General features: G+C 71.2%; 8 protein-coding genes, 2 rRNA genes and 1 pseudogene. 3 read left to right on the top strand and 8 right to left on the bottom strand.

Annotation, left to right across the window (positions count from 1 at the left end; all coding sequences use genetic code 11):
• Positions 1–241 precede the first annotated feature (241 nt).
• Positions 242–1,843, top strand: a complete 1,602-nt coding sequence (locus tag KPL57_RS11985; RefSeq protein ID WP_226351646.1) for a hypothetical protein — start codon at positions 242–244, stop codon at positions 1,841–1,843.
• A gap of 24 nt (positions 1,844–1,867) precedes the next feature.
• Here KPL57_RS11985 and KPL57_RS11980 read toward each other — a convergent pair whose 3' ends face one another.
• From KPL57_RS11980 to KPL57_RS11965, 4 genes are all read right to left on the bottom strand, one after another.
• Complete coding sequence (locus KPL57_RS11980) at positions 1,868–2,512, bottom strand: hypothetical protein (RefSeq protein ID WP_226351645.1); 645 nt, start codon at positions 2,510–2,512, stop codon at positions 1,868–1,870.
• Positions 2,509–2,934 (bottom strand): thioesterase family protein, encoded by a 426-nt coding sequence (locus KPL57_RS11975; protein ID WP_226351644.1) that lies wholly within the window; start codon positions 2,932–2,934, stop codon positions 2,509–2,511. Before KPL57_RS11975 ends, KPL57_RS11980 begins: the two co-directional genes overlap by 4 nt.
• A gap of 9 nt (positions 2,935–2,943) precedes the next feature.
• Positions 2,944–7,785, bottom strand: coding sequence for an NAD-glutamate dehydrogenase (locus KPL57_RS11970; protein ID WP_374203700.1), 4,842 nt, complete (start codon positions 7,783–7,785; stop codon positions 2,944–2,946).
• Between the two features lie 118 nt (positions 7,786–7,903).
• Positions 7,904–11,866: a hypothetical protein gene (locus KPL57_RS11965; protein WP_226351642.1), complete on the bottom strand. Its 3,963-nt coding sequence runs from the start codon at positions 11,864–11,866 to the stop codon at positions 7,904–7,906.
• Between the two features lie 53 nt (positions 11,867–11,919).
• Between KPL57_RS11965 and KPL57_RS11960 the strand changes: the two genes are divergently transcribed.
• Together KPL57_RS11960 and KPL57_RS11955 are read left to right on the top strand one after the other, a co-directional pair.
• Positions 11,920–12,183, top strand: a complete 264-nt coding sequence (locus KPL57_RS11960; protein ID WP_226351641.1) for a hypothetical protein — start codon at positions 11,920–11,922, stop codon at positions 12,181–12,183.
• A 39-nt stretch (positions 12,184–12,222) separates the two neighbouring features.
• Positions 12,223–13,132: pseudogene (locus tag KPL57_RS11955) on the top strand (IS5 family transposase); the annotation flags it as partial.
• 65 nt (positions 13,133–13,197) lie between these two features.
• Here the strand turns inward: KPL57_RS11955 and ettA are convergent.
• From ettA to KPL57_RS11935, 4 genes are all read right to left on the bottom strand, one after another.
• A complete protein-coding gene (gene ettA, locus KPL57_RS11950) occupies positions 13,198–14,874 on the bottom strand; it encodes an energy-dependent translational throttle protein EttA (RefSeq protein WP_075307698.1) in 1,677 nt (558 codons plus the stop codon).
• Between the two features lie 24 nt (positions 14,875–14,898).
• A complete protein-coding gene (locus KPL57_RS11945; protein WP_226351640.1) occupies positions 14,899–15,441 on the bottom strand; it encodes a single-stranded DNA-binding protein in 543 nt (180 codons plus the stop codon).
• Positions 15,442–16,756: 1,315 nt separating this feature from the next.
• Positions 16,757–16,873, bottom strand: a 5S ribosomal RNA gene (rrf, locus tag KPL57_RS11940).
• Positions 16,874–16,977: 104 nt separating this feature from the next.
• Positions 16,978–20,067 (bottom strand): 23S ribosomal RNA (locus KPL57_RS11935).
• Positions 20,068–20,134: the final 67 nt, after the last annotated feature.

Raw genomic sequence — 20,134 nt, 5'->3', positions numbered from 1 at the left:
CACCGGCGCGTACCCGCCCGCATGCCGGAGCGACAGGGCGCCGGCATGTCCCCGACCGACCGCGCCGGGGGGCAGGGCACGGGCACGTACCCCGTCGGCCGACCGGGTGGACAGGGCCGGGGCCGTATCCGACCGACCGGCCCGGCGGCCCGGGTACCGGCGGTCACCCTGGCGGCCCGGGTACCGCCGTCCCCCGCCGCACGGGCCCGGCGCCCCGGCACCGGCACGTTCCCCGCGGGCGGTGGCCCACGCCCCGCCCCGCGCGACCCCGGTGCCCGTTCCTGGGCGCCCACCCCGGACCGCCCCGGCCCAGCAGGACCGGACGGTCGGACCGCAGCGCGACCGGACCCCGCGTCCGACACTGCGTCCGGCTCCGCGCCCGACACTGCGTCCGACACCGAGACCACCGTGTGTCCTGCGGGCCGTCGGCACCGACGACGAGCCGCCGACGCTGCGGGGCCTCACCCCGGCCACCGGGCAGCCGGACGCTCCGGCACCGGCGGACGGCACGGCCGGCCCGTCGGCCCCGGACCAGCCGGACGCCGCGACGACCAGTCGCAACGCCGCCGCCGCGGCCTCGGTCGGGGCCGTCTCGGTGGCCGCCGCCCGCGCCGCGTCCGGCCGGGACGGCACGGTCGAGGACACCGGTGAGAGCACCGCGGTCCAGCCCGCAGCCGCGGAGGCCGCCGCCCACGCCGCGGCGACCGGGGACAAGCCGGTCACCCCGCGCCACGAGGCGATCATGTCGGCGAAGCCGCGCAACGGCCGTCGCAGCCCGTCCGCGGCCGGCCTCGCGATCGCGCTGGCGATCGTGCTCCTCGGCGCGCTGACCCTGTGGGCGATGCTCTCGCCCAGCACGTCCACCCCGGGTGCGAACGCGACCCGGCCGGCCGTCTCGGCCGGCCCGGGGACAGGACCGCGGCCGGAGGTGGCCGCGGCCGGGACCAGCCTGGCGCAGCCGACGGTGCGGGCGACCGTGCAGGTCCCCGGCGCCCCGGTCGCCGTCGCGGCCGCCCCCGACGGCGCGACGGCGCTCGTCGCGGTCCGCGACGCGAACCGGCTCGCGGTCGTCGACACCGCGACCGACGCCGTCACCGGCGAGGTCGGGCTCCCGGCAGCGCCCCAGGGGCTGGTGACGTCCCCGGACGGCACCCGTGCCTACGTCAGCACCGGTGGGCCGGGCGGCGGGCAGATCGCCGTCGTCGACGTGCCGGGGCGGACCGTCGTCGGCACGGCGGCCGTCGGCGGGGACCCCGGTGCGGCCTCGGTCTCCCTCGACGGCCGGTTCCTCTACGTGCCGTCGCGCACAGACGGCACCGTGCAGGAGCTCGACCCGAACGCGGGCACCGTGACCCGGACGGTGCCGGTGTCACGCGACCCGTACGCCGGTGCCACGAACGCCGCGGGCGACCGCGTCTACCTCGCCACCCGCGGCGCCGACCAGCTCACCGTGCTCGACCCGGACAGTCTCACCGTCCTCGGCAGCTTCCCGGTGCGCGGTGGTGCGGAGTCCCTGGCCGTCAGCCCCGCATCGGTCCCGCGGACCATGGTCGCGGTCGGCGGGCCGGAGTCCGGGACCGTGATGGTCCTGGACCCCGCCGACGGGCGCGAGATCGCGACCGTGCAGGTCGACGGCGGCGCGACCGGCATAGCCTTCGCCCCCGACGGCCGGCACCTCTACGTCGCGACCCGGCAGGGTCTCGTCACCGTCGACACCGGGACCTGGCAGGTCACCGGTACCACCGACGTCGCCCCGAACCCGACCGGGGTCACCGTCGCCCCCGACGGCCGGACCGGCTGGGTCACCGGTGACGGCGCGGTCAGCGTCCTGAACCTGACCTGAGCCGGTCCCCGCGGCGGGAACGGCTCAGGGCGCCACCGACAGCGGCAGCGACACCACCCGTCGCTTCACCACCGCCCCGTACCGGGCGTCGAGCCGAATCCACGACCCGGAGGCGGAGACCCGTACCTGGGGGCCGTCGGTCTCCTGCGGTGCCGAGCCGAGGAACCCCATCCCGGACATCGCGAACAGCACCCGCATCGGCACCGTGACCGGGCGGCCCTGGTCCGGTGGGGACACCGTCAGCACCGTCTGGTCCAGCAGCGACGCCGGCGGGCCCATCGGGCCCGCGTGCTCCCGGGCCAGTGCCAGCCCCCGGTCGGCGAGCTCGTCGAGTTCCGCGGCGGGGACGTCGTCGACCCGGGACCAGCCGTCGTCGGGCGGGAGCTCGTCGAGCCACGGCGCGGGCGGGCCGGGGTCGACCGCGGTGGAGCGGTCGACGGCCAGCGCCGTCAGCAGCGTCGACGCCTGTGCGGTGACCGGCACCGCCGGGTCGAGCTCGCCGGCCACGGAGCGGGTCACGAGGACGTCGAACGGCGTGCGGGCCCACGCGGTGACCCGGCCGACACCGGCGGTGAGCCGGACGGCGGCGGTCTGGTCGAGCCGGACGACGCGGGCGGTGAACGCGCCGAGATCGTCGCGCTCGGTCGCGTCCGCCAGCCGCAGGGTCACGACACGTCTCCCAGGTGACGCTTCAGGAAGTCCCGCTCCTCGGCGGTGAGCCGGCGGACCCGGTTCGCCCCGAGGTCGTAGAGGGCCATCCGGGTCCACGCGGTGACCGCGACCGGGTCGTCCGCGCCGGGCCCGTCGTGCAGGGCGTAGTCGAGGACGAACGACGCCGCCCGCAGCTCCCGCACGGTGATCGCGCAGCGCAGCGGCTCGGGCCGCCACGGCAGCTGCCGCTTGTAGTCCACGTGCAGCCCGGCGACGAGCAGCCCGGAGGAGAACCCGGCGAGCCCCTCCCGCCCGGCGGCGGTGAACGCCAGCGCGCCGCGGGCCTCCTCGATGAGCGTGACGATCCGGGCGTGGTTGACGTGCCGGTAGGCGTCCTGGTCGGTCCAGCGCAGCGGGACCTCGGCGACGAATGCGGTCACGAGCGCCCCCTACCGGGCCAGCCCGCGCAGCTGACGCGAGATCACCGACAGCGTCGCGAGGTCCAGCGACGCCGACGCCCCGATCTCCTCCAGAGCGCTGCGCGCCCGCGACAGCTTCGAGGCGTTGGCCTGCTCCCACGCGGCGATGGCCTCGTCGACGTCGGTGCCGGGCGGGGTCTCGCGCAGCGCGTCGAGGGTGATCGAGCGCAGGGAGCCGTAGAGGTCGTCGCGCAGCGCGAGCCGGGCCAGCGCGTGCCAGCGGTCGCCGCGGTCGAGCCGGGACACCGCGGTCAGCGCCTGGTCGACCCCGAGGTGCTCGGACAGCGCGTAGTAGAGCCGGGCGACCTCGGCGCCGGGCCGCGGCTCGGCCTCCCGGTCGGACAGCTCGACGAGCTCGACGACGTCGAGCAGCCCGTAGGCGTAGAGCGACAGCGCCGCCGGGTCCACCATCTCCGCGGGGACACCGCAGTCACGCAGCTCCGCGGCGCGGGCCTGCACGGCGTCGAGCTCGCGGCCCTGCAGCAGCTCGGGCAGCTGGGCCCGCAGCTCGGCGATCGGCCCGGCGAACCGGTTGATCTCGGCGCCGACGGCCAGCGGCTGCGGTCGGTTGGTCAGGAACCAGCGCGACACCCGGTCCAGCAGCCGTCGGGACTGCAGGACGACACCGTCGGCGACCGCGACCGGGACGTCGGCCCGGCGGACCGCGTCCCACAGCGCGGGCAGCTCGAACACCCGGGTGGCGACGGTCCAGGCGCGCACGACGTCGTCCGGCCCGGCGGAGATCTCCTCGCCGAGGCGGAACGCGTAGCTGATCCCTGCCCCGTCGACCATCTCGTTGACCAGCGAGGTGCCGATGATCTCCCGGCGCAGCGGGTGGTTGCGCACGGCGTGGCCGAAGCGTTCCCGCAGCGGGTGCGGGAAGTAGGCGGGCAGCGTGGGCGCGAACGCGGGCAGGTCGGGCAGGTCGGTCTGCAGCAGCCGGTGGGTCAGGTCCAGCTTGGTGTGGGCCAGCAGCGTCGACAGCTCGGGACCGGTGAGGCCGAGGCCGGCGGCGGCGAGCCGGGCGAACCCCGCCTCGTCGGGCAGCACCTCGAGGGTGCGGTCGAGCCCGGTGCGCTCGGCGAGGTCGGTGACCATCCGGGCGTGCACGGCGACCATGCCGGGAGCGTGTGCCCTGGCGACCCCGAGGACCTCGTTCTGCGCGACGTTGTCGGCGAGCACGAGCTCGGCCACCTCGTCGGTCATCGACGCGAGCAGCTCGTTGCGGGCGTCGCGGTCCAGGGTGCCGTCGGCGACCGGGCGGTCCAGAAGGATCTTGATGTTGACCTCGTGGTCGGAGCAGTCGACGCCCGCGGAGTTGTCGATGGCGTCGGTGTTGATCCGCCCGCCGAGACCGTCCGGACCGCCGTGGCGGGCGAACTCGATCCGCCCGCGCTGGGTGAGCCCGAGGTTGCCGCCCTCGCCGACGACCCGCACCCGCAGGGCGCGGCCGTCCACCCGGATGGCGTCGTTGGCCTTGTCCCCCACCTCGGCGTCGGTCTCGCCGGACGCCTTGACGTAGGTGCCGATCCCGCCGTTCCACAGCAGGTCGGCGGGGGCGAGCAGGATCGCGTGGATCAGCTCGGGCGGGGACATCGCGGTGACCGTGTCGGCCAGCCCGAGCGCGGCGCGCATCGCCGGCCCGACCGGCACCGACTTCGCGGTCCGCGGCCACACCCCGCCGCCGGCGCTGATCAGGGAGGTGTCGTAGTCGGCCCAGGAGCTGCGGGGCAGCTCGAAGAGCCTGCGGCGCTCGGCGTAGGAGGTCGCGGCGTCCGGCGTCGGGTCGACGAACACGTGCCGGTGGTCGAACGCGGCGACGAGCCGGATGTGGGGGGACAGCAGCATCCCGTTGCCGAACACGTCGCCGGACATGTCACCGATGCCGACGACGGTGAACTCCTCCCGCTGGGTGTCGACGCCCAGCTCACGGAAGTGCCGCTTGACCGACTCCCACGCGCCGCGGGCGGTGATGCCCATCGCCTTGTGGTCGTAGCCGACCGAGCCGCCGGAGGCGAACGCGTCGCCCAGCCAGAAGCCGTAGGACTCGGCGACGGAGTTAGCCAGGTCGGAGAACGTGGCGGTGCCCTTGTCCGCGGCGACGACGAGGTAGGAGTCGTCGCCGTCGTGGCGGACGACGTCGGTGGGCGGCAGTGTCTCGGTGGAGCCGTCGGCGCGGGTGAGCAGGTTGTCGGTGACGTCGAGCAGCCCGGAGATGAAGGTCCGGTAGCAGTCCCGGACGTGCTCGGGTGCCGGTGCGGGCCGGCGCACGACGAACCCGCCCTTCGCCCCGACCGGGACGATGACGGCGTTCTTCACCGCCTGGGCCTTGACCAGGCCCAGCACCTCGGTGCGGTAGTCCTGCTGGCGGTCGGAGAAGCGCAGGCCGCCACGGGCGACCGGGCCGAACCGCAGGTGCACGCCCTCCACCGCGGGCGAGTACACGAAGATCTCGAACCGCGGACGCGGCAGCGGCATGTCCGGCACGGCGGCCGGGTCCAGCTTGAAGGAGAAGAACGGGCGACCCCGGAACCAGTTGGTCCGCAGCGTCGCCTCGATGACGGCGAGCAGGCCCCGCAGGATGCGGTCGGCGTCGAGACCGGACACCTCGTCGATCAGGGTGGTGACGTTCTCCAGGGCCCGCTGGTGGGCGGCCTGGCGCTCGTCGGGGTCGGCGGTGGCCGGGTCGAACCGCGCCCGGAACAGGGTGATCAGCCCCTGGGCGACCTGCGGGTGCGCGACCAGGACCCCGGCCGTGTACTGGAGGGTGAACAGCCCGCCGAGCTGGCGGGTGTAGCGGCTGTAGGCCCGCAGGACGGCGGCCTCGCGCCAGTGCAGACCGGCCCGCAGGACGAGCGCGGAGAACCGGTCGGACTCGGCGTCACCCCGCCAGGCGGCGGCGAACGCCTCCTCGAAGCGCCGACCGGCGTCCTCGACGGTGACCGTCGGTACCGCGGGCGCACCGGCGGGCTGCGGGGGCCGGAGCCCGAAGTCGTAGAGCCAGCAGCGACGGCCGTCGGGGCGGCGGAACTCGTAGGGCCGTTCGTCGACGACCTCGACGTCGAGCTGCTGCAGCAGCGGCAGTACGCCGGTGAGGGTGACCGGGTCGTCGCCGACGTAGAGCGCGAACCGGATGTCGCCCTCGACGCTGCGGTAGAGACGCAGGTCGAACGCGTCCTCGCCCTTCTCCCCCAGCGTCATCAGCCGGCGCAGGTCCTCGACGGCCCGCAGCGGGGTCACCGTGGCCTTGTAGGACTCGGGGACCCCGGCGAGCATCGGGCGGGCGGCGGGCCCGGCGTCGCCGAGCGCGGCGACGAGCAGGTCGTCCCAGGTCCGGGTCGCCTCGGCGACGTGGTCCTGCAGCTCGGCCAGGTCCACCGTGGGCGCTTCGGCGCCGGGGTCGGTGGTGATCGTCAGGTGCAGCAGCGCCAGCTCGGCGTCGCCGACCTGGGCGGTGTAGCTGACGTCGGTGCCGCCGAGCTGGGTGCGCAGGATGTCGGTGATCTTGAGCCGGGTCGCGGTCGTGTAGCGGTCGCGCGGCAGGTAGACCAGGCAGGACAGGAAGCGCCGGTACGGGTCGGGGTGCACGAACAGGCGCACCGCGCGGCGGGCGCCCGCCTCCAGCACACCGACCGCGGTGTCGTGCAGACGTTCCTGCGACGAGGTGAACAGCTCAGCGCGGGGCAGCTGGGAGAACACCTCGAGCATCTGCTGCCCGGAGTAGGAGTCGGCCGGGAAGCCCGCGCGCCGGATCGCGCCGCGGATGCGCCGGGCGACGACGGGGATGTCCAGCACGGACTCGTGCCGGGCCGGCACGGTCAGCATCCCGAGGAAGCGGTGCTCGCCGGTGACGGTCCCGTCGGCGTCCCGGGTGCGGACGCCCACGTAGTACGGGTGCACCGCGCGCAGGACCCGGCTGCGCTCGCTCGCGCGGGTGAACAGCAGCAGGCCCGCGGGGTCGGCGGCGCCGGTCTCCTCGGGGAGGAAGACGTTCGCGCCGGCGTCACCGGGGCGCAGCACACCCAGGCCGGTGTCGGTGGCGGGCCGCAGCTGCCCTTCCGGGCCGCCCTCGCCGTCGGTGCGCCGCGAGTAGTGGCGGTAGCCGACGAACACGAAGTGGTCGTCGACGAGCCAACGCAGCAGGTCGGCGACCTCGGCCGGGTGCACGTCGTCCTCGTCGGCCTCGACGGCCGTGGCGGCACCGGCACCCGAGAGGTCGTCGGCGAGTGCACGGGCGCGCAGGGTCATCGCGGCGGTGTCGTCGACCACCTGCCGGACCGCGGCGAGGGTGCGCTCCAGCTCGGCGTGCAGTGCGTCCGGGTCGAGATCCCCGGAGGACACGACGTCGACGTGCATCCACGACTCGACCGAGGCCCCCTCGGTGGGGTCGGTCGGGTCGGCGTCGGTGTCGACGCCGGTCAGCGTGCCGTCGGCGGCGCGGTGCACGACCAGGATCGGGTGCACGACGCGCCGCGCGGTGCCGCCGGCCCGGCCGATCCCGGCGAGCACCGACTCGACGATGTAGGGCATGTCGTCGGTGACGATGTCGACCGTCACGGCGTCGCCCCCGGCGGCGGTCACCCGGACGGCGGCGCGGCCGGGTTCGCGGTGCGCACCGAGCCCGAGGTGGGTGTCGACGACGGTCGCCGGGCCGGGCAGCTCCGTGCCGCCGGCCGTGTCGGTCTCGGGCGTGTGCCGGGCGTAGAGACGGACGAGGTCCGCGGCGGCACCGCTCCCGGGGCGGGGATCACCGCCCGGCCCGTCGGTGCTCGTGGTGTTCCCGGTCTGCCCCGTCGTACCGCTGCTCACGATCCACTCCGGCCCCGTGCGTGTGCTGACGGCAGTCACCCTATCCCGCGGTACCGACGCCACCGGCGGACCGCCGACGGTCGCGCCCGCGACGACCGGACGAGCGGTTCCCCGCGTCCGGTCAGATCTCGCGGTAGGCCGCGAGGGCCCCGGCGAGGAGATCGGCGAGGCCCATGTCCTCGGGGATCGCGCCGGGCTCGGACGGGGCAGGTGTCGCCGGGGAGCCCGGCGTCTCGTCCGTCGATGACGACGTCGTTCCCGGGCGTTCTGTCGTTCCCGGGCGTCCTGTCGTTTCCGGCCGCTCGGTCGTCCCCGAGTGCTCCGTCGTCCCCGGATACTCGGTCGTCCCCGGCTCCGTCGCACCCGTGTGTTCGGCTGTCGCGGATCGCGCGTCGTCCCAGGTCGCGGGGGTTCCCGCTTCGCCGTGCTGCGGATCGGTCGCCGGACCGTTCGCGGTGGTGGATCCGCTGGCGGTGCCCGGGCCGTTCACGGGGGTCGGTCCGCTCGTGGTGGACGGTCCGCTCGTGGCGGCGCCGTCGTCGGTCCCCGGAGCGACGATGTCCGGCGCGCCCCGCACGACGGTCGGTCCGGCCGCGGAACGCAGTGTCCAGGTCCCCGCGCCGCTCCCGTCGGGCTTCCCGGACGCACCGTGCGCAGCACTGTCGTGCTGGTGGCCACCGCCCCGGACGGAGGCGGTCCCGTTCCCGTCGAACAGTCCTGCGGTCCCGTCGTGTCCGTCGTCGGCCGGCGGAGTGGCGTCCCGCCCACGACGACGGGGCAGCGCGGACTCCCCCGCCCCGTCGTCGACCCCGGACCACCGCACCGGCAGGCCGGAACGCTCCCGGGCCGGGCCGTCGTGCCGGGAGGCGGCGCCGTCCGTCCCGGGGAGGTCGAGGTGGGCCCGAACGGCCTCGGCGAGGCGTCGGTCCGGTTCCGGGGGCAGCGCGAACCGGGTGTCCAGCGGGTCCGGTGCCGACGTGCGGTCCACCGGGGCGGAACCGCCCCACACCTGTGACGTCGTGGTCCTCTCCGGGTCGGTGGAGTCCGTGCCCGCCGCACCGCGGCCGGACGGGGCCCGGACGTTGTCGTCCCCGGCGGAGGGGCGCGGCTCCGCGGCGCTCCCGGAGGGACGATCCGGACCACCGGGGTCAGGGCCGGCCAGGTCCCGGGCGGTCCGGTCGGGGGGCGTCGGGCTCCCGACGGGTCCGTCGGAGCGCCGCCGCCCGCCGCTCCCGGGCCGGACGGTGAGACCGACGGCGCTCAACGACGTCGCCGCGTCACCACCGGCCCGTCGACGCCCACCCCGGTCCGCGCCTCCGCCGGTCAGGTCCAGCGGCGTGGCCAGTGCCGGCCCGGCGACCGGCTCCGGGGCCGACGACCCGCCGCCGTCCGACCGGTCCGCCTCGGCGTTCTGTGTCGTGCCGGAGTGTCCGTCGGCCCGGTCCCGGAACGAGGAGGCTTCGGGGAGGGGCGCCGGTGTGTCCGGCCCGGTCAGCTCGGTGACGATCTCCCCGCCCTCGACACCGTGCGGGCCGACGGCCTGCACCCGCAGGGACGTCCCCGCCGGCAGCCCGCCGCGGCGTACGCGGGCGCTGAGGTGCGTCGCGAGCGACCGTGCCCAGAGCAGGACGGTGACGTGGTCGACGTCGGGCAGGGTGACCCGCACCGTGTCGTCGTCGCGACGTGTGGTCCCCGACGGCGGAACCAGCCGGCGGGTCCGGACGACCACGTCGTGCAGGGCCCCCACCGCCGCCGTACCGGTGATCGTCTCGAGATCGCCGTCGACGAGGTCGAGGACGATCGACCGCTCCGCCGGCCCCGGTGGCCCGGTCGGGGTCGCAGGGGCGGCCGGGGTCGCAGCCCGGCCCGTCTCCGGAGCACGGCCCCCAGCGCGCCCGCTCCCCTGATCGGTGCGCGTGCCGGCGTCGGCGGGGGGCGGCTCGGGCGCCGCCCGATCGGCGACGACGGTCGGCTCCGGAACGGGAGAGCCGTTCCGGTGGTCGCCGGCGCGGCCTGGGTCGTCCGCGCCATCCGCGCCGTGGTCCTCACCGGACCGGTGGGCCCCGTTGCGTCGTGTTCCGTTCCGTCGTCCGGACTCGGCCGGGACGTGGGACCCGTTGCGGGGCGCGGCGGGAGGCGGCTCGGGGGTGCGCCACTCGGCCAGGAGGGCGTCGGCGAGCGGTGAGCCACCTGCCGCGTCGGGGGTCCACGACGGACCGGTCCACGAGGGATCCCGAGGTGCCGTCGACGCCGGCTCGTCCGTGAGGAGACCGGAGATACCCAGCGGGTCGGCGGGGTCGATGCCCGTGGGTCGTTCGCGGCCGCTGCTCGTGGTGCCGTCGACCCCACGGTCGGCTGCCCCGGCTGCCTCCGCAGGGCCCGCAGGGTCGGGTCCGGTCGGCTCCGTGCTGCTCGTCGTGTCCGGACGGGCTGTCCCCGGGTGCCCGGTGGTGTTCGGCGGGCCGACCGTCTCCGCGGGGTCCGTGGTGTCCGGCGCGGCAGCCGTCTCCGCGGGGCCCGTCGTGTCCGCGAGACCCGTCGTGTCCCCGGGGATCGTCGTGTCCGCGGGGATCGTCGTGTCCGCGGGGATCGTCGTGTCCGGGATCGTCGTGTCCGGCGCACCGGTCGCCGACGACGTACCTGGTGCGACGCCGGCGTCGCCGGTACCGCGACCGTTCCGGTTCGCGCCGGCGGACCGGTCCACGGCGCGGTCGTCGCGCGACGGATCAGCCGGTCCGGGACCGTTCGCCGTGCCGGGGCCCAGGAGCAGGCTCGCCGAGGGCGCCCAGCGCAGCGGGAAGCGTCCGGGCAGGTCGTTCGCCGGACGGCCGTTCGCATCCCCGGGTCCCGCGGCGTCGTCGTCCCCGGGCCGGGCCGGCCCGTCGTCCCTGGCGCCGCCCGAACGGTCGTCCCTGCTCGGCGTGCCGGTGGAGCGGTCCTCCCCGGGCCGGTCGCCGGCAGGACCGCCGTGGTCGGACTCGGTGGGTCCGATTCCGGCGGGCCGGTCGGTCCCGACCCTCGCGCCGACCGGTTGGTCCCCGACCGGCGTCCCGGTGGACCGGTCGTCCCCAGCCCGCTCGTCCCTTCCGGACGGCGACACGGCCCTGCCGGAGCCGGTCCCGGCGAGACCGCGCTCCGACGCACCGCGACCTGCGTCCTCCCGGGCCCCGGCACCGGGCCCACCGCTCGGGGCCCCGGCGACGGTGCCTCCGGTGGCAGCCGAACGCTCCGCGGACGCGGCTGGCACTCCGCCCGTGCGCGGGAACGGGGTGGGCCGCTCGGCGGTGGTGAGGACGTCCGCGAGCGGCAGCAACGCCGCCATCGCGGCGCGGAAGCGCGTGCCGCGGTCGCGATCGATCTGGTCGGCCTCCATCGCGGCCCGCATCGCCTCGAGGGCATCGCGGTACCGGCCCGAGCCCTCGTGCAGCTCGGACTGGGCGGTACGGCAGGCCGCGACCAGCGCGGGGACGCCCGCCTGTTCGGCGCCGTCAGCGGCCTCCACCAGGGCGCGGGCGGCGAGGTCCGCACGGCCCGCCTGCACCCGGGCGAGCGTGAGCCGCAGCAGAACGCCCTGACGGCCGGCGTCCGCGGCATCGCGCTGTGCGGCGGCCGCGGCGACCGCATCGGCCGGGACGTGCCCGGAGTCGAGCAGCGCAGTGATCCATTGGCTGAGCAGCGCCGCAGCGAGGTGGGTCGACAGGGGGCGGGCCCCGGGCCGTTCCGGTGTCCAGCCGAGCTGGGCCAGGCCGCGCAGCGCGCGGTCGACGGCGGCGTCGTGTTCGCGCCGCGCCCGGTGGACCGATCCGACGACGAGGTCCGCGTACGCCGCGGGCTCACCACCGAAGCCGGACCCGCAGGAGTCGACGTCGCTGCGCAGCCGCTCGAGTTCGGCGGCGGAGGCTCCGGCCAGTGCGCAGCGCACCTCGACCGCGAGCCGGTCGAGGCGCAGCAGCCCCGGGTCCTCGCCCGGTGCGTCGTCCGGCAGTCCGACGACGAGTGCCCGGGCCGCCTCGAGCTCACCGTCGGCCTGGGCGACCCCCGCCAGCTCCACCCGCAGACGAGCGCCCTCGGGGCGGGTGAGCACTTCGGTACGGGCGCGCGGAGGGGGACCGGGACCGTGGTGTCACCCGCGGTGACGTGACCGGTCACCCCGGCGACGACGGCGGTGGCGACGTCACGGGCGTCCCCACCGGCGGCGTGGCCGTCGAGCAGCCAGCCCGCAGCCTGCAGCCAGCGCAGATCGTCACCGTCTGCGACGGCTCGCCCGCACGCCTGCTCGGCCAGCTCCGCGGTGAGCAGCGGCCGCTGCCAGCGCAGGGCCGCCGCTGTGCGCAGCTCGGCCGTCGTCGCGCCGGCGGCCCGACCTCCCAGGTCGAACGTCACATCGCCTCCCGTGAGTGACACCACCGTCCGGACCTCCCGGTGAGAGCGTGTTTGGAAATGGTGGGTGTGTCGGGATGGTCGACACGGCTGGGGTGCTCCATCGTGGTCGGCATGCAGGAACGACCGCGCCGGTACCCCTCGGACACCAGTGATGCCCAGTGGGTGGTGATCGAGCCGTTGTTACCGCCGCTCGCGCGGCGGGGGCGGCCTGTTGCTCATGCTCGTCGGGACGTGCTGGACGCGATCTTGTATGTCGTGCGGACCGGGTGTGCCTGGCGGGCGTTGCCGGTGGACTTCCCGCCCTGGCAGACCGTCTACTGGTACTTCAACCAGTGGGAACAGCAGAAGGTCACCGAGAAGATCCTCCCGGTCGTGCGGGGGCAGTTACGTATCGCCGAGGGCCGTGATCCGGAGCCGAGTGCGGGGATCATCGATTCCCAGTCGGTCAAGGGCGCCGACACCGTCGGCCAGGACTCCCGCGGCTACGACGCCGGGAAGAAGACAGGCGGACGGAAACGGTTCATCGTGACCGACACCCTCGGTCTGCTGCTGACCACGATGGTGTGCTCGGCCTCGGCACAGGACCGCGACGGCGCCAAGCCGATCCTGCTCAACCTCTACCTGCGCACCAGGGTGCGGTTCGTCTACGCCGACGCCGGCTTCGCCGGGCGACTGCTCGACTGGGCCGCCACGATCCTGCAGACAACGATCGAGATCATCCGCAAGCCACCCGAGCAGCGCGGATTCACCGTCCTCCCACGAAGGTGGGTGGTCGAACGGACCCTGGCCTGGCTCACCGCACACCGACGCCTGGCCCGAGACTACGAACGCCACCCCACCACATCCGAAGCCATGATCCGCTGGGCCGCGATCAACACCATCACCCGCCGCATCGCCCGTGGATACCCCGCCACCCGCCAGCAGAAACACACGACACCCTCAACCCACTAGAATTTCCAAACACGCTCTGAGCCGGTCACCCGTCTCCGGGGACCGGACCGACCGGATGGCGAGGTCCGGACCGGGCGGTGATCAGTCGCGGGTGAGCTTACGGTGGGTGACCCGGTGCGGGCGCGCCGCCTCCGCGCCGAGCCGCTCCACCTTGTTCTTCTCGTAGGCCTCGAAGTTGCCCTCGAACCAGAACCACGCGGCCGGGTTCTCGTCGGTGCCCTCCCACGCCAGGATGTGCGTGCAGGTCCGGTCGAGGAACCAGCGGTCGTGGGAGATGACCACGGCGCAGCCGGGGAACTGCTCGAGCGCGTTCTCCAGCGAACCGAGGGTCTCGACGTCCAGGTCATTCGTCGGCTCGTCGAGCAGGATCAGGTTGCCGCCCTGCTTGAGCGTCAGCGCCAGGTTGAGCCGGTTGCGCTCACCGCCGGACAGGACCCCGGCCGGCTTCTGCTGGTCCGGGCCCTTGAACCCGAACGCAGCGACGTAGGCGCGCGACGGCATCTCGGTGTTGCCGACCTGGATGTAGTCGAGTCCGTCGGAGACGACCTCGAAGACGGTCTTCTTCGGGTCGATGCCGCCGCGGTTCTGGTCGACGTAGGACAGCTTGACCGTGTCGCCGATCTTGACCTCGCCGGAGTCCGGGTGCTCCAGCCCGACGATCGTCTTGAACAGCGTCGTCTTGCCGACACCGTTCGGACCGATCACACCGACGATGCCGTTGCGCGGCAGCGTGAAGGAGAGGTCCTTGATCAGCTGGCGGCCGTCGAAGCCCTTGTCGAGGTGGGAGGCCTCGACGACCTGGCTGCCCAGACGCGGGCCCGGCGGGATCTGGATCTCCTCGAAGTCGAGCTTCTTGTGCCGCTCGGCCTCGGTCGCCATCTCCTCGTAGCGGTCGAGCCGCGAGCGGCTCTTCGCCTGACGCGCCTTCGGGTTGGAGCGGACCCAGGCCAGCTCCTCCTTCAGCCGCTTCTGGAGCTTGGCGTCCTTCTTGCCCTGGACGGCGAGACGCTCGGCCTTCTTCTCCAGGTAGGTGGAGTAGTTGCCCTCGTAGGGGAAGGTGCGTCCCCGGTCGAGCTCGAGGATCCAGCCCGCGACGTTGTCCAGGAAGTACCGGTCGTGGGTGACCGCGAGGACGGCGCCCGGGTAGCTCGCGAGGAACTGCTCGAGCCACAGGACGCTCTCGGCGTCGAGGTGGTTGGTGGGCTCGTCGAGCAGGAGAAGGTCGGGCTGGGACAGCAGCAGCTTGCACAGCGCGACGCGCCGGCGCTCACCACCGGAGAGGTGGGTGACCTGGGCGTCCCCGGGCGGGCAACGCAGCGCGTCCATCGCCTGCTCGAGCTGGGAGTCGATCTCCCACGCGTCGGCGTGGTCGAGCTCCTCCTGGAGCTGACCCATCTCCTCCATCAGCTCGTCGGTGTAGTTGGTCGCCATCTCCTCGGCGATCGCGTTGTACCGGTCGAGCTTGACCTTCACGTCGCCGAGGCCCTCCTCGACGTTCCCGAGGACGGTCTTCTCCTCGTTGAGCGGGGGCTCCTGCTGGAGGATGCCGACCGTCGCGCCGGGCTTGAGGAACGCGTCGCCGTTGTTCGGGTTCTCCAGCCCTGCCATGATCTTGAGGACGGTCGACTTCCCGGCCCCGTTGGGGCCCACGACACCGATCTTCGCCCCCGGCAGGAAGCTGATCGACGCGTTCTCCAGGATGACCTTGTCGCCGTGCGCCTTACGCACGTTCCGCATCGTGTAAATCAAATCCGCCACGATGCGATGGTAGATCGGGCCGGCTCAGCCGCTCGAGGCCGGTGCGGTCGTCAGCCGCGCGAGCTCCTCGATCTCCGCACTCTCCGCCTCGTCCGGCTCGTCGTCGTACCCGTCGTGGTCCGGCGCCTCGGTCGGCGGGACTCCCCACCGGGAGACGGCATCGTCGGTGTCGCGGACCGCCGGAACCGACGGACCTGCCTGCACCGACGGACGCGGCGCGACGGCCGCCGGGGAGAAGCGGATGTCGAGCCCGACGCTCGACGGCTCGATCCGGATGCTCTGACGGACGTCGCCCTCCCGGCCCGTCCACTCCTCGACGTACATCCGGCCGATGACGATGACGCGGTGCCCCTTCTCGAAGGTCCGTACCGCGTGCTCTGCCAGGGTCCGCCAGCACGTCACCGTGTAGTAGGTGCAGGTGACGTCGCGCCACTGCTCGGTCATCGGGTCCTTGCGTCGGTGGTTCACCGCGACCATCAGGTCCGTGACCGGGATGTTGTTCGCGGTGTAGCGCAGGACGGGGGTGCGGGTCAGGTTGCCGACGATGGTGGCGGTGTTGTCGCTCATCGGATCCTCCGGAGCTCTCGGGTGCGTTGTCCCCATGAGCTTCACCCGCCCACGCCCCGTCAACGGGGTCGCTTCGCTGTCTGTGGACAACTGCGCCCATTGGGGATGAGTGGCCATCCCATCTGGACGGAGCCACGGAGATTGTCGGGCCGCTGTGCCTGCCCTGGCCTCTCGCCTACCCCGACGTGTCCAGCGTGGTGGCCGACACTCCCGTGAGCAGCGACGACGACAGCCGCACGGAATCCTCACGTCGCAGGTCGCCTGTGAACCGGAAGAACTCGGGGACCGCGGCGCTCCATCGGAGCAGGCACCGTCGCACGTCCACCACCCTCATGATCCGGTCGCGCCGGACGAGAGCCACTGTCCGCACAGAACTGAGATGCCAAGGATCAGCGGAGCACCCGGTGCGATCCCCCGGTATTGCACTGACGGGGCACGTCACGGAGCTGCGCTACGACCGGGCCCGGTGGTGGCCCTGGCGATGGAGCCGGCCGACCACAAGGGATCGCTCACCGGCGCCTTCCGAACGAACGGCACTACCCGAGACTACCGATTAGTGCCCCAGATCCCGATCAAGCAGCCAGCTGACCAGCACCGACGGCTCACGACCCCTGACTACCTGTGCAACTCGGGCCTGACAGCTTTGGTGGCTGGTGTTGCCGCCGGAGGTGGCTGGTGTTGCTGGCGGGGGTAGCTGACGTTGCAGGCGGCGGTTGTTCCCGGCCGACTGGGTGTCCTCACAAGCGAGACTCCGCCTGTGTGTGCCTTATTGGCCCTGGCGTGCTCTCTCGCCGGTGGTGGAGAGTCGCGGGCTAGCCGGTGGTGCAGGGTCACGTCTTATCGACGGTGCGAGTCGCGACGGAGCAGCGTCATCGGCGGAGCAGCGTCATCGGCGGACCGGGGGTCGCCGGGGCCCCGGCCCCAGGCCGAGTCCACGCCCACTCTCACCCCGCATCGCCCTGCCTTACCGCGCCTCGTCTATCGCCGCGGGTGCGTTCGACCTCGCACACCGTCCTACGACGTCGCAGCCCCTGCAGCAGATGCGAGGTCGCAGAAACCTGTGCAACGTGCCCCGCCCGGCTCACAGCCGGCGCAGAACAGAACGGGACGGGAGGGGGCGGGACGGGGAGGGTGCGACTCCACAACCGAAAGCGGGGCCCCGAGCACAGGCACACAACGCCCCGCACCCCGCCGGCCGCACTGTGGGCAGCGCTGTCGTGCCCTGGCAGCCTACGAAGAGCCGACCGGAACAGAGCCCAGAAAACAGGAAACGCCCCGGACAATGAAGTCCGGGGCGTTTCCAGTTCATGTTGAATGTCGGCGGCGACCTACTCTCCCACACCCTGGCGAGTACAGTACCATCGGCGCTGGAAGGCTTAGCTACCGGGTTCGGAATGGGACCGGGCGTTCCCCTACCGCAATGACCACCGACAACACTATTCAACAAACCCCCACACAAACATGGGGGGACCTACGAACACACAACCCGCACAGGGTTGTGGGCTCAGGGTCACACAGTGGATGCGAACAACTCGTTGTGGCAAGCCCTCGGCCTATTAGTACCGGTCAACTCCACCCCTCACAGGGCTTCCATCTCCGGCCTATCAACCCAGTCATCTCCTGGGAGCCTTACCCACTCAAAGGTGGTGGGAGACCTCATCTTGGAACAGGCTTCCCGCTTAGATGCCTTCAGCGGTTATCCCTCCCGAACATAGCCAACCAGCCGTGCCCCTGGCGGGACAACTGGCACACCAGAGGTTCGTCCGTCCCGGTCCTCTCGTACTAGGGACAGCCTTCCTCAAGTCTCCAACGCGCGCGGCGGATAGGGACCGAACTGTCTCACGACGTTCTAAACCCAGCTCGCGTACCGCTTTAATGGGCGAACAGCCCAACCCTTGGGACCTACTCCAGCCCCAGGATGCGACGAGCCGACATCGAGGTGCCAAACCATGCCGTCGATATGGACTCTTGGGCAAGATCAGCCTGTTATCCCCGGGGTACCTTTTATCCGTTGAGCGACACCCCTTCCACAAGGTGGTGCCGGATCACTAGTCCCGACTTTCGTCCCTGCTCGACCCGTCAGTCTCACAGTCAAGCTCCCTTGTGCACTTACACTCAACACCTGATTGCCAACCAGGCTGAGGGAACCTTTGGGCGCCTCCGTTACTCTTTGGGAGGCAACCGCCCCAGTTAAACTACCCACCAGGCACTGTCCCTGAACCAGATCATGGCCCGAGGTTAAGACACCCAATTCGACCAGAGTGGTATTTCAACAACGACTCCACCACCACTGGCGTGATAGCTTCACAGTCTCCCACCTATCCTACACAAGCCGAACCGAGCACCAATACCAAGCTATAGTAAAGGTCCCGGGGTCTTTCCGTCCTGCCGCGCGTAACGAGCATCTTTACTCGTAGTGCAATTTCGCCGAGTCTGTGGTCGAGACAGCGCCCAAGTCGTTACGCCATTCGTGCAGGTCGGAACTTACCCGACAAGGAATTTCGCTACCTTAGGATGGTTATAGTTACCACCGCCGTTTACTGGCGCTTAAATTCTCCGCTTCGCCCCGAAAGGGACTAACAGGTCCTCTTAACGTTCCAGCACCGGGCAGGCGTCAGTCCGTATACATCGTCTTGCGACTTCGCACGGACCTGTGTTTTTAGTAAACAGTCGCTTGGGCCTGGTCTCTGCGACCGGCCATCCCTAGCCCGCACAGGGCATCAAGACAACCGGCCCTCCTTCTCCCGAAGTTACGGAGGTATTTTGCCGAATTCCTTAACCACAGTTCGCTCGATCGCCTCGGTATTCTCTACCTGACCACCTGTGTCGGTTTGGGGTACGGGCCGCAACAGCACTCGCTAGAGGCTTTTCTCGACAGCATGGGATCACCCTCTTCGCCTCAATCGGCTACGCATCACCTCTCACCCTTCACGACCCCCGGATTTACCTAGGAGATCAGGCTACAGGCTTACACCACGACAACCACCGCGTGGCGGAGCTACCCTCCTGCGTCACCCCATCACTTGCCTACTACCAGATCGGATCCCACGCTCCCCCACAAACAACACTCCCGAAGGAGCGAAGGTGGGTTCGGATGGTTAGCATCACCAGCCTCGGCATGGACGCACTATCACGAGCACGGGAATATCAACCCGTTGTCCATCGACTACGCCTGACGGCCTCGCCTTAGGTCCCGGCTCACCCTGGGCGGAACAACCTGGCCCAGGAACCCTTGGTCATCCGGCGGCAGAGATTCTCACTCTGCATTCGCTACTCATGCCTGCATTCTCACTCCCACACCCTCCACCCGTAAATCACTCCCGGGCTTCACCAGACGCAGGACGCTCCCCTACCCAACAACACCACAAAGATGTCATTGCCACGGCTTCGGCGGTGCGCTTGAGCCCCGCTACATTGTCGGCGCAGGACCACTTGACCAGTGAGCTATTACGCACTCTTTCAAGGGTGGCTGCTTCTAAGCCAACCTCCTGGTTGTCCGGGCGATCCCACATCCTTTCCCACTTAGCGCACGCTTAGGGGCCTTAGCCGGTGATCTGGGCTGTTTCCCTCTCGACCACGAAGCTTATCCCCCGCAGTCTCACTGCCGCGCTCTACACTCACCGGCATTCGGAGTTTGGCTGACTTCGGTAAGCTTGTCGGCCCCCTAGGCCATCCAGTGCTCTACCTCCGGCGAGAAACACACGACGCTGCACCTAAATGCATTTCGGGGAGAACCAGCTATCACGAAGTTTGATTGGCCTTTCACCCCTACCCACAGCTCATCCCCCAGGTTTTCAACCCTGGTGGGTTCGGGCCTCCACGACGTCTTACCGACGCTTCACCCTGGCCATGGGTAGATCACTCCGCTTCGGGTCTACACCCCGCGACTCAACCGCCCTATTCGGACTCGCTTTCGCTACGGCTACCCCACACAAGTTAACCTCGCCACGAAGCATAACTCGCAGGCTCATTCTTCAAAAGGCACGCCATCACCCCGAAAGGCTCTGACGGCTTGTAAGCACACGGTTTCAGGTACTATTTCACTCCCCTCCCGGGGTACTTTTCACCTTTCCCTCACGGTACTTGTCCCCTATCGGTCACCAGGTAGTATTTAGGCTTGACGGGTGGTCCCGCCAGATTCACAGCGAATTTCACGGGCTCGCTGCTACTCGAGAACAATGCCCACAACAGAACCAAACATTTTCGCGTACGGGGCTATCACCCACTACGGCCGACCATCCCAGAATCGTTCCGCTAACACCGGTTCTCGTTGTCCCACCCTCGGCAGAAGATGAACGACACGCCTCACAACCCCGCACCCGCAACGCCTGCCGGCTTGACACGGACACGGTTTAGCCTCATCCGCTTTCGCTCGCCACTACTCACGGAATCACTATTGTTTTCTCTTCCTGTGGGTACTGAGATGTTTCACTTCCCCACGTTCCCTCCACGCACCCTATGAATTCAGGTACGGGTAACGCCCCATGACGGGCGCTGGGTTTCCCCATTCGGACACCCTCGGATCACAGCTCGGTTGACAGCTCCCCGAGGCCTATCGCGGCCTCCCACGTCCTTCATCGGCTCCTGATGCCCAGGCATCCACCATGTGCTCTTAACAACTTGACCACAACAAGATGCTCGCATCCACTATGCAACACTCAACCCACAACCACACCCAACCAAGAAACAACCA

It is taken from the genome of Pseudonocardia sp. ICBG601 (assembly GCF_020496245.1).
This window is presented reverse-complemented; position numbering and strand designations above follow the sequence as displayed.

Coding starts and splice junctions, on each gene's coding strand:
- KPL57_RS11945 (WP_226351640.1), bottom strand. CDS start 15,441: ATGAGCGACAACACCGCCACCATCGTCGGCAACCTGACCCGCACCCCC.